An 11,967-nucleotide genomic window follows, 5' to 3' on the forward strand; every position below is an offset into this window, starting at 1 on the left:
GATGCACGAATGCAGCACCAAAATCGCGTAGCGGTGAAATATCGGTAGCAGCGAGCCTGCACACGATATATCCGAAATGCCGTGAGGCATGTAACAACGAAGCATTGTTGTTGCATGCCTCACGGCATTTTTAATGTGCCAAACCGCAACATTTGCTACCAATATTATATGCCTGACGACATTCACCCGCGGCGTGAATTTGGATATATCCGGCCACACGTGACTACTTCTGACAACTCCCTGACCATTCCTGACCCCCTTCAACCGGTAAATCCCACGCCAACCTCCCTTATTAAACATATTAATTGAACTGAATGACGATGGACATCGACCACGACGCTACTCCGCCCGACGCCGAAAACGAAGACCGACGTTTTTTTCTGAAACAATCCATGTTGTTCGCAGGCCTTTCCATGGCGCCGGCGGACTTCCTGTACGCAGCCGTGGCGCCCGACGACGGGCCTGTTGGCAATGCGGTCAAGGTAAAACTATCACTGACGGTTAACGGAAAACGCAAGCGCATTTCTATCGATCCGCGGATGACATTGCTGGACCTGCTCCGCGAGAATCTGGGCCTTACCGGTACCAAAAAGGGCTGTGACTTCGGGCAATGCGGGGCTTGTACCGTGCATGTCGACGGTCGGAGGACATTATCCTGCCTGACATTCGCGGTTATGCAGCACGGCTCGAAAGTGACGACCATCGAAGGGCTCTCGGACGGGGAGAAGCTGCACCCGTTGCAGGAGGCGTTTATCAAGCACGACGGCTTCCAATGCGGGTATTGCACGCCGGGGCAGGTGATGTCGGGCGTTGCGTGTATACGCGAGGGGCACGCGGGCTCGGCGGCGGAAGTGCGGGAGTACATGAGCGGTAACTTATGCCGCTGCGGGGCCTATCCAAACATCGTGGATGCCATTCTGGAAGTCAAAAAGGAGGGAGTGAAAGTATGAAGCCATTTCAATACCTCCGCCCCAAAACCGTTGCGGAAGCCATCAGTATGGCCGCCGATTACCCCGAAGCGCAGTACATGGCCGGCGGTACGAACCTGGTCGAGCTGATGAAACGCGGCATTGCGTCGCCGTCGAAGCTGATCGATATCAATCATCTTCCATTAAAGAAAATAGAACACCGCTACGATCGCCTCCGCATTGGTGCGTTGGCCCTGAACAGCGATGTAGCAAAGCATAAAAGCGTATTGAGCCGCCAGCCGCTGCTCGCACAGGCCTTGCTTGCGGGGGCGTCGGGACAGCTGCGCAATATGGCCACAGTGGGCGGTAATTTATTGCAGCGTACGCGTTGCAGCTATTTTTATGATCTGGCATTGCCTTGCAACAAGCGCAAACCGGGCTCAGGCTGTGGGGCGGAAGCGGGCATTAACCGTACGCACGCTATCTTTTTCGCAGGGAACGGCTTTGGAGGAAATGAAAAATCTTCGTGCATTGCCGTGCATCCCAGCGACATGTGCGTGGCACTTACTGCGCTGGACACGGAGGTCGTGATCAACGGCACGGGCGGGGAGCGGAGGGTACTGTTAAAGGATTTTCACCGGCTTTCCACGCTGCAACCCGAGCTGGATACCAACCTGCAACCCGGGGAGCTGGTGACGGCCATTGAGGTGACGGACAATGCCTTTGCCCAACACAGCCATTACCTGAAAATACGCGACCGTGCGTCCTATGCTTTTGCATTGGTGTCGGTAGCGGCCGCCCTGCAAATGGATGGCGGGCGCATTTGGGACGCGAGGATGGCTCTCGGCGGCGTAGCGCACAAGCCGTGGCGGTACTGGGCCATCGACCTTATGCTGCGAGGACAGGCGCCGTCGGAAAAGCTTTTCAGGGAAGTAGCGGAGCACGAAATGCAAAGCGCCAAGGCTACCGCTCAGAATGCATTTAAAATTAAACTAACCTCCAACGCGATCGTAGCGGCTTTGAAAGCTGCAACGGGCATTTCCTGACCGGACTATGAACAGACAATCGTTGGATAATCCGTCGGATCCCTCGCTTAGCCGTGTCGATGGCGCGGTAAAAGTGACAGGTAAGGCCACGTATTCGGCCGAATATGCGATTCCGGGGCTGTTACACGCGGTGTTGGTGACGAGCACCATTGCCAAGGGCAGCATTACCGCCATCGATTCGCACGAAGCGGAAGCGGTGCCGGGCGTGCTTGCGGTGATCAGCCATGTGAATGCCATGACAATACCGGGCTGGCCTCCCAAAAAGCAGCCTGCGGAGCGCGTGCCGCCGGGTACGGCATTCCGCGTGTTTTATGATTCGCTCATTTATTTCGACGGACAGCCGGTGGCAATGGTAGTCGCGGCTACGCACGAACAGGCTGTGCACGCGGCCTCGCTTGTGCACGTGACCTACCAGCAGGAGCCTCATCGGACGCATTTTGAAAAAAACATCGCGCACTCCGGCATCCCGCTGAATGTCCAGCGGTCCAAGAACTCGCCTTTTCAGGATTACGAGCGCGGCGACGCGGCGGCGTTGCGCAATGCCGATGTCAGGATCGAGGCCGAATATACCATACCCACACAGCATCACCAGCCGCTCGAACCGCACGCGATCATTGCCGTGTGGGAGGCCGACGACAAACTCACGGTGTATGACAAAAACCAGGGCGTAAAATCCGCACAGGGACAACTCGCGCAGGCATTCAAGCTGCCGAGGGAAAATGTGCAGGTGGTGGCCACTTACATTGGGGGGGCATTCGGATCGGGTATTCGCGTGTGGCCGCACACGATGGCGGCGGTTATGGCTGCAAAGCAGTTGAAACGGCCTCTGAAACTGGTGCTGGGGCGGGAGCAGATGTTTACATCGGTGGGTTACAGGCCTTATACCAAACAGAAAATCAGTATCGGCGCCGCGAAAGACGGCCGCCTGGCGGGCATTGTACATGAAGGAACGGGGCAGACGTCGATGTATGAAGAGCATTTGGAGCGTACCGTGCTCGCCTCGCGCGCGCTGTATGCGTGCCCGCACGTGGCCACGCGCTACCGTCTGCTCCCGCTCGACGTGAACACGCCCACCTGGATGCGCGGGCCCGGTGACGCGACGGGGATGTTTGCATTGGAATCGGCGATGGATGAGCTGGCCTATGCGTTGAAAACAGATCCGCTGGAATTGCGGCTCAAAAACTTTGCAGAATCCGATCCCGAGCGGAATCTGCCGTGGTCGGCGAAGGCGCTCAGGGAATGTTATGAGCTGGGAGCGGAGAAAATCGGCTGGAAAAACCGGCTGCCCGAGCCGCGATCGGTGAAACGCAATGGAATGCTGCTCGGTTACGGCATGGCGTCGAGCCTGTACGGGTTCCACCGGCACCCATCCAAGGCGCGGGCCGCGATGCAGGCCGACGGTTCGGTGATCGTGCAAAGCGCGACGATGGACATCGGCCCCGGCACTGGCACGGCCATGACGCGCATTGCCTCCAAGGTGTTAGGGGTGAATGCCAAAAAGGTACGTTTTGACCTCGGCCATTCGGCCCTGCCCGATGCGCCCGGCCAGAATGGTTCGTCCACAATTCCTAGTGTGGGTTCGGCGGTGCATGTCGCTTGCGAGGCATTGAAGAGCAAATTGGTCGCTTTGGCGGGGGAGATGCCAGAGGGACTCAAGTCCGGAGGTCAGGTGGTTGTCAGAAATGGTCGGATTTTTAGTTCTCAGGATGACAAGGAGGGAATTAGTTATGCCGATATCTTAAAGTACCATCGTTTGAACGAGCTGGAAGTGACCGAAGAATCCAAATCGGGTGCGGAGCGTGATCAGTACTCGATGTATTCGTTTGGCTGTCATTTTGTGGAGGTGGAAGTGAACCCGCTCACGGGTGAGGTGCGTGTTACGCGCGTGGTCACCTGTGCGGATGTGGGCGCGATCATCAACTATAAAACCGCCCGCAGCCAGTCAATCGGCGGCGTTGTGGGCGGCATTGGTATGGCGCTGATGGAGCATTCGGAAATGGACCATCGGTTCGGCCGCTATGTGACCACCGATTTTGCGAGCTACCATATCCCCGTTCACGCCGATGTGCCGCCTATTGAAGTGTATTACGTTGACAAGCCGGATGTGCAGGCCAACCCCATCGGTTCGAAAGGCCTGGGAGAAATCGCTATTGTGGGTGTCGCAGCGGCTATTGCGAATGCGGTTTTCCATGCAACCGGTAAGCGCGTGCGGGAGTTGCCCATTACGCCTGACAAGCTGATCTGAGCTATTTCAGCTGGTGCTAACCTCCTTCCCGGTAGTCAGCAAATAGCGGTTCGAGCCGCTGATTACGCCCAGCGTCAGTTTATATTTTTTGTTTTTGGACAAATATTGTCTCAGCATAGCCATCGACTCGCAGTAGCCGGCATAATAGCGACCGGTGCGCAGGAAGCAGAGAAACGTGTTCCTGCGCAGACGCATGGGTAACATATGTATTTCGTCGCCGGAATGGATGATCAGGTAAATGCCGTCGTCGGGGGAGCAGCGGATATCCGGCGCTTCTGCACCTACGACAATAAAGTCGGCCGTACGGACCACAATTTCCGAAGTCCCGCGAACTTTGGCCTGCCTGAGGCACTCGAAAGGAAGATCGGGGAACTGGTAGATGCTGTTTCTCAATGCGTTCTCGAAAATAGTATCGACCGTCTTTTTTACGGCAATGTAAATGGGTGCCGAAGGGAACTCCCGGTTCTTAGTCCAGCCATAAGCATCTGTTTGAATGGTTTTTCGCAAATAGATCATATCACCCCAGGTCTGGAAATAACTGCTTCCGAAATAGATCAATGCAGCAGCTTGCAAAATGAGCACGTACCTTCGGGCCGTGCGCCGAAATAGCGGCAGTTGAATAATGAGTAAATAATTGAGTATGGCCCAAAATGCAAACATATGTTTGTATCTGCTCAACAAAATGCTGTTTGCTCCATTGGCGGCACGACCGAAGGCGAAAGCGAAAAAGGTGATCATCAAAAACAGGATGCAACCGGCAAGCCACCATTGGTTTGGTGTAATGGCCTCTCTTTCGTGCACGAGCTTGCGGCCGAACCGGAATGCACTCACGCCTACCAGCGCAAGGCTTACCACCCCGGCACCGGCCGCGCAAATCAATCTTGAAGTTTGGTTGCCCTCCATAAACACGTCGGCAATCATGCCGGGCATAGCAACGGCTATTAACAGCATGTCAGGCCAGGATGCTAAGTTTTGGGCGAAGGTTGGACGGAAATCGGGCATTACCAGCCCGTTGAAATAGGATACGGAGATAAAACCGAACAGCAATATCCAAAACGCTGCCGCCAGCCACCGGCGGCAGGTCAGTAACATCACGGCAACCACCGGGCCGATAAATATGCCCGTCACGTCGGAGTAAACGGATAAAATGCCAAAAATTGATCCCCAAAGCAGACCGGCGCGTGTATTACGGGCTACTAGCCAAATACTGGCGAATCCCCAGACGTACACCGCTATGTGTTGCAGCGGGACCATTGCCTGGTACAATGCCACGTAGTTGAAGTTGGAGAAGAGCAAATACGGGATCGGCAGAAGCAGCACCAACGGAAGATTGGGCTCGGACTTGAACCAGGTAAAGACCAGTTTGAGGAATACCAGATAAGTGCAGATTCCTACCAGGGCAATCATGCGAAAATCGATTGATCCGCCTACCCAGTACATCACACAAGCCACCAACCTCACAACCACAATCCGACGTTCATCATCCTGCTTGGATAACGCCGACCAGAATTCGCGGAGCGACCCTGTTCCCTCCGCTATGGCCGAAGTAGATTCCAGGATTGCGTCGATGTCGTCCTGATAAGGAATGTTGACCGTGGTGATGCCCCATACCACGAAGAATAACACCACGGGCGTTGCCCATGCAAGGAAAAACAGGATTTTGCGTAATGTGAAAGGCCCGGAAAGGGAATACTCCGGCTCGGCTGATTTCGCGACTTGCAGGTAAGCGGCAAACAGCGAAACGCCTCCGACGAAGGCCGACAATGCAAGGAAAATGAACAGGTTCATTGGCTCGTGGCTTTAATGCAAGCCGCCAAACTATCTGCATTTTTTTTTCTATTGCCAACCAACCATCCTTGGGCACGCCCGGGTTATCAGGCGGTTTTTAGCCACTTCACAATCAGGTTCACAACCAGCAATAACTGAAAAGCTCCGAACGTAACTACGGCGCCTACGAAGCGCACCCGCATGTCTTCCCACTCTTTGTATTGCTGCGGCGAAAATGTGGACCAGGTATCCACGGCGTTGTTGGGCGGGTAGCCCATCGTGCTGGTGATGTAAAGGGCGATGCCGATCGTCGCGAGTACGTGCGCGGCAGTCAGCTGAGGGAAGCCGGTGCGGTTTCTTGTGAGCCAGTATAGCAGGCTGGTAATCAGGATGATCGTAATCAGGAACTCCGCTATCAAGTCGATCCGAAGTATGTAAAAGGTATCGTACAGCTGCACGTCGACGGAATAATTCCGCCGCATCCAGGCAATGACAGCCATAATGGGGCAGGCGAGAAGCAGTACGAGGTGGGGTTTGGTTTGGATGAAGCTTTTGCGCATTGTATCGTATTTTTATGGGTGCAAATTAAAAAATGAAAGTTTTTTAATGAACAACTAGGGTAGCCTTTCCAAATTTTGTCCTGTGGGTGTAGCCCTAAACCCAACCCCGAACCGTGACGCCCGAACCTTCCGAACATTTACCGGACGAAGAGAAAAATCCCGAAAGACCGATCGACCCGCGGCCGGGGACGCCGGACGCAACCGTGCTCGATAATGCACTGCCTGACAGGGAGTTTTTTATCCGGAAAACATTCGGGCAGGATGCTGCCAAGGGCTATGAACTGCTGTTCAGGACCTACTACCAGCCGCTTTGCAGCCATGCGGCGAGGTTTGTGTATAACAAAGAAATCGCCGAAGATCTGGTAACGGAAATTTTTCTCAATTTCTGGAAAAAAGAATTGCATACCTGCATCGCGACGACCTTCCGGGCCTATCTCTTCACGGCGGTGCGCAACAGATGCTTCACTTACCTCCGCTGGGAGTTCAACAAAATCAGGCAGGAGGAGCTCGACGACGATTTCCTTTCGGATATGCTTGCGCCCGACCATATCATGGAAATGGACGAGCTGTATATGCAGGTCGAGCGGGCGATCCAGGCTTTGCCCCCGCAGTGCCAGAAGGTGTTTATCCTGAGCAGGTTCGAGGGGAAATCCTACCAGGAAATCGCGGAAAAGCTCGGAGTGACGGTAAAGGGCGTGGAATGGCATATATCCAAGGCGCTCAGTGTATTGCGCCGATCATTGAAACAAAACTGACAAACTAAAAGCATGAACACACCATTGTCCAAAGAAATGCTCTTCACCTATTTCTCCGGCCAGGCCACGGTGCTGCAAAAGCAGCTTATCGAAGAATGGCTGGGCGAACCGGGAAACACGGAGCGCTATTTCGAATGGTTACAGGAATGGGAAAACAGCCACCCGCAGTTTTTGCCGGACGTAGAGGAGGCCTTTAAAAATGTGCAGGCCTTGCTGGAAGCGCCGTCCCTTACCAACGACAACAACCGTGCAGAGGCTGCCGGCTCGCCATCGCCGCCTTGGCGGAACTGGTTACGCGTTGCCGCGGCTGTTCTGTTGATGGCAGGAGGCGGGTATTATTACAGGGATGCAATCCTCTACCGGCATTACCGCACCGGCTACGCCGAAAGCCAGACCATCCAACTGAGGGACGGAAGCCGCGTATCGCTGTTGGCCAACTCCGACCTGAAACTCCTCCGGTGGGGCTTCGGCAGTCTCGGAAGGGATGTTTACCTCACAGGCGAGGCTGGTTTTGTGGTTACGCACCAGGTGGATCACCAGCCGTTCACGGTTCACACGCCCGACCAGGGAAAGGTGACTGTGCTTGGTACCGAGTTCTTTGTGTATACCCGCAAGAGAGGCACCCAGGTGGTATTGAGCAAAGGCAAAGTGCAGATTTCTTCCGCTGAAATGGTCCGGCCACTTGATATGAAGCCGGGTGAAAAGGCTTCCGTAGCTCAGGATGGCAAGATCGCCATTCAACCGCTGACCGTTACGGAGCTGAAAGACCCAGCGGTTTGGCAAGAACATCATTTCCATTTCGACCATACCACCCTGGCTGATGCGAGCCGCGAGCTGAATGCGGTATTCGGACTGGAAATCGTCGTGGCCGATCCCGCACTCGCGGCCCGGCAGGTTACGGGCACATTCAAAGCCAGGCAGGCCGATGAACTGCTGTCGGTGCTGTCCGAAATGCTTGATATGCGTGTGCTGGTCGGCGGCGACCAGGTGCGCCTTATTCCCGATTCAACTGACACCAATTAGATCTTTTAACTAACCCAAACGCTACCATGAACCCACATGTACCTCTGGCAAAGGCATTTGGCCTTTACGCCATGCTCAGTTTGTGCCCTCCGCCGGGATTCGGGCAGTTGCTGGCATCGGCCCGCCCTTTGCAGACCGAAACGCGGCAAACGCAGCCCGTACGCCTGCGTGATGCATTGCTGAAACTAAAAGAGAGCTATGGCGCCGACATTCTCTTCGAGGAAAAGCTGCTCGACGATTTGAAGGTTTCATCCGCTGCTGTCAACCCATCCCGGACGCTAGAACAGAATCTGGATGCATTGCTGGCTTCCACGGGATTAAAATACAAGAAGATCAAAGAAAATACGTATGTGCTGCTGGCTTCCAAAGACCGCCGCAAAAAGGATAGCAATGCTGCGCCGAACCGGGAAAGCTCGGCATTGCCGCAAGACAGTCCGCTCGCATCCCTCTCGCCTTTAACGCGGGCGGAGGTGGCGGAGTCGGCTGTGCGGGGTACGGTGGTAGACGCGAAAGGAGAGCCGCTGATTGGCGTAAGCGTGCTCGTAAATGGCACTACGCGGGGTACCGCCACGGATGTGACGGGGAAATACGAGATTGCCGTGGACGACGCTTCGGCAGTGCTGGTGTTCTCCTTTGTGGGTTATGTACGCAAAGAAGTGGTGGTAGGAGCGCAGTCGGAGATCAACATTACCCTGGCCGAAGACACCCAGAATCTCTCTGAAGTAGTGGTAACCGCATTGGGTATCAAGCGTGATAAGCGTGCGCTGGGTTATTCGGTGCAGGAAATAGGCGGGGAGGCGATCAGTACCGCCAAGGAGGCCAATCTTGCGACCACATTGGCCGGTAAGATGGCGGGTGTGCAGGTGACGCGCTCGGCCAACGGCGCGGGAGGCTCGTCGCGCGTGGTGATCCGCGGCTCCAATTCGCTCGTCGGTAACAGCCAGCCGCTGTATGTGATCGATGGTATTCCAATGGATAACAGCAATCCCAACTCACCCTCATCAACGGGCGGTATCGATTATGGGGATGGTATTTCAAATATTAACCCCGAAGATGTGGAGTCGATCTCCGTGCTGAAAGGGCCTAATGCTGCCGCGCTGTACGGCCAGCGGGGAAGTAATGGCGTGGTACTGATCACCACCAAATCAGGCAAGTCCAGAAAGGGCATTGGCATTAAATACGGCATCGATTATTCGGTAGGTGACGCATTGGTACTGCCCGATTTTCAGGATGAGTATGGCCAGGGGCTGGATGGTGCGTTCACGCATTTCCGGGGCAGCGATGGCAAAATATACACCTGGGCAGCGGCGCAGGCCGGCAATATTCAGGGGATGCCCAAAGCCAGCGGCGGCCGCGATCGTTTCACGCGTTCAAGCTGGGGCGCCCGCATGGATGGGCAGCAATATGAGGACCAGTGGGGTAATGTGCTCAATTTTACGCCTCAGCCCAATACTTTTCAAACCTTTTTCAGAAAAGAAAAGCAGTTGGTCAACAACCTGAGCCTGGAAGGAGGGAATGATAATATCAACTACCGGCTTTCTTACGGACGCACCGACATTGACGGGTACACACCGGGCAATACGCTGAAACGCAACAACGTGAACCTCCGCACCGTGGCGAAGATCACATCGAAGCTGGAACTGGATGTAAAAGCCAACTACATAGGCCAGAAAGGCGCAAACCGGCCTACGGTTTCGGACGCGAGCGATAACCCGGCGTACCTGTTCATCAGCCAGCCGCGCAGCATGCCGATGAGTATTCTGGCCAATTCGGCATGGACGGCGGAGGATGTGGCGAAGCAGCTCGGCTATGGTACGGTGCCGTTTGTAGGGATGGAAAAGACCTACGCGACCAATTCATCAACCGCCAACCCGTATTGGACGGTCGATCACACCCGGAACTCGGATGACCGCCAGCGGTTGCTGGGTTTGATCCGCCTGAGTTACCAGTTCAACGACTGGATCCGTCTCACCGCTAAAACCGGAACTGATTTCTACACCGATCAGCGCCTGCGCTACCGCGAAAAAGGAACCTACCAGAGCGCCAACCGCAATGGCGATATTTCCGAGCAGGTAACCCGCGTACGGGAGGACAACAGCGACATTTTGCTCTCGCTGACCCCGCAACTGACGAAAGACATTTCACTTGGCCTGAACCTCGGAGCCAACCATCAGAAATTCTATTCCCGCACCACGGGCAATACCGGTACGGAGTTCATCGTACCCGGCTTGTATGCGATCAATAACACGCTGATCAATTCTTATGTGTTCGGGCTTACGGAATCGTCGATCAACTCGGTTTATTTGTCGGGACAGGTGGGATATAAGGAATACCTCTTCCTCGATTTCTCGGCGCGTAACGACTGGTCTTCGACGCTTTCGCCTGCCAATAATTCTTTCTTTTACCCGGCGGTAAGTGCGAGTTTCGTCGTAACGGATGCATTCAATATCCGGAGCAATACATTGAGTTTCCTCAAATTCCGCGCCTCGGTAGCGCAGGCGGGGAGTTCGGGTTCGCCGTATCAGCTCACCGGTACCTATTCGCTCGACCAGGTTGCGCATGGCGGTGTTCCGCTGGCGTCGTTCTCGTCGACCATTCCTGATCCCAATTTGAAAAACGAGCTGACTACCTCTCTCGAATTCGGGGTGGAGGCGCGCTTTTTCAAGAACCGCGCAGGATTGGCATTTGCATATTATAATGCATCCACCAAAAACCAAATCCTGGACGTGCCCCTGCCGCCGTCGAGTACTTTTGCCTCACGGAGGATCAACGCCGGCGAGATCCGTAACCGTGGCGTGGAGCTGACGCTGAATGGTACGCCCATTAAAACGGCCGATGGGTTCAGCTGGGATGCGACATTCAATTTTTCGAGAAACCGTAACCAGGTGGTGGCCTTGGCCGAAGGCGTGGATACCTACGTGCTCGGTACCGACCGCGGTGTAAACGTGGTGGCAGAGCCGGGTAAGCCGTTTGGTACGCTTATCGGCAACGGTTTCCAGTGGCTCCGCGACGACAATGGCAACCGCCTCATCGACCCGACGACCGGTTTACCCCTGAAATCCAATTCCAAGATCCTGTATGAGCTCGGTAATGCACTGCCGAACTGGATCGGCGGTTTCAACAACACATTCCGCTACAAGGGTGTGAGCCTGTCGGGGCTGTTCGATATCAGCCAGGGCGGCAAGATTTACTCGCAGAGCTTGCGCGAGGAGTTGGTGTATGGAACGATCAAAAAGACGCTGCCGGGTCGTGACGGTACTTACGTGGCCGACGGGGTGGTGGCGTCCAAATCCGATAACGGAACTTGGGTAGGCACCGGCCAGGCGAATACCAAGCAGGTACGGGCACAGGATTACTGGAACGTGGTAGCGCCGGATAAGGACAATGTGATCCCCGAAGAAATGCTTAACGACGCGAGCTACATCATGTTCCGCGAGCTGACATTGAATTACCAGCTGCCCAACACGCTCATCAGCCGGACGCCGTTCAAAAGCATTCGGGCGGGTATTTACGGCCGCAACCTGTTCTATCTGCAACGCAAAACGGAAGGTTTCGCGCCTGAGGCTTCTTCTTTCAACGTCAATAACTCGTCGCTGGGACTTGAATCCACCGCTTTGCCCTTGCTGCGTTATTTCGGGTTCAGCCTGAATGTGGAGTTGTAAT

At 54.9% G+C, this 11,967-nt stretch carries 8 protein-coding genes; 6 read left to right on the top strand and 2 right to left on the bottom strand.

What is annotated here, in order from left to right:
* Window positions 1–314: 314 nt before the first annotated feature.
* The 3 genes from J2Y43_RS12390 to J2Y43_RS12400 are packed head-to-tail and all read left to right on the top strand — an operon-like array spanning window position 315 to window position 4,199.
* Window positions 315–950 carry a 2Fe-2S iron-sulfur cluster-binding protein gene (locus J2Y43_RS12390; RefSeq protein WP_309982899.1) on the top strand — a complete coding sequence of 212 codons (636 nt, stop codon included), beginning with the start codon at window positions 315–317 and terminating at the stop codon, window positions 948–950.
* Window positions 947–1,954, top strand: coding sequence for a xanthine dehydrogenase family protein subunit M (locus J2Y43_RS12395; RefSeq protein WP_309982902.1), 1,008 nt, complete (start codon window positions 947–949; stop codon window positions 1,952–1,954). Before J2Y43_RS12390 ends, J2Y43_RS12395 begins: the two co-directional genes overlap by 4 nt.
* Window positions 1,955–1,961: 7 nt before the next feature.
* Window positions 1,962–4,199, top strand: a complete 2,238-nt coding sequence (locus J2Y43_RS12400) for a xanthine dehydrogenase family protein molybdopterin-binding subunit (RefSeq protein ID WP_309982904.1) — start codon at window positions 1,962–1,964, stop codon at window positions 4,197–4,199.
* A gap of 6 nt (window positions 4,200–4,205) precedes the next feature.
* Here J2Y43_RS12400 and J2Y43_RS12405 read toward each other — a convergent pair whose 3' ends face one another.
* Together J2Y43_RS12405 and J2Y43_RS12410 are read right to left on the bottom strand one after the other, a co-directional pair.
* A complete protein-coding gene (locus J2Y43_RS12405) occupies window positions 4,206–5,987 on the bottom strand; it encodes a hypothetical protein (protein ID WP_309982906.1) in 1,782 nt (593 codons plus the stop codon).
* A gap of 86 nt (window positions 5,988–6,073) precedes the next feature.
* A complete protein-coding gene (locus J2Y43_RS12410) occupies window positions 6,074–6,526 on the bottom strand; it encodes a hypothetical protein (protein WP_309982908.1) in 453 nt (150 codons plus the stop codon).
* A gap of 113 nt (window positions 6,527–6,639) precedes the next feature.
* Between J2Y43_RS12410 and J2Y43_RS12415 the strand changes: the two genes are divergently transcribed.
* Genes J2Y43_RS12415 through J2Y43_RS12425 form a run of 3 tightly spaced genes read left to right on the top strand, consistent with a single transcriptional unit; the run spans window position 6,640 to window position 11,966 of the window.
* Entirely contained in the window at window positions 6,640–7,281 is a 642-nt protein-coding gene (locus tag J2Y43_RS12415) for an RNA polymerase sigma-70 factor (protein ID WP_309982910.1), read from the top strand.
* A 12-nt stretch (window positions 7,282–7,293) separates the two neighbouring features.
* Complete coding sequence (locus J2Y43_RS12420; RefSeq protein WP_309982913.1) at window positions 7,294–8,304, top strand: FecR domain-containing protein; 1,011 nt, start codon at window positions 7,294–7,296, stop codon at window positions 8,302–8,304.
* 26 nt (window positions 8,305–8,330) lie between these two features.
* Window positions 8,331–11,966, top strand: a complete 3,636-nt coding sequence (locus tag J2Y43_RS12425) for a SusC/RagA family TonB-linked outer membrane protein (protein WP_309982915.1) — start codon at window positions 8,331–8,333, stop codon at window positions 11,964–11,966.
* Window position 11,967: the final 1 nt, after the last annotated feature.

It is taken from the genome of Dyadobacter sp. BE31, assembly GCF_031457695.1.
Taxonomy (GTDB): domain Bacteria; phylum Bacteroidota; class Bacteroidia; order Cytophagales; family Spirosomataceae; genus Dyadobacter.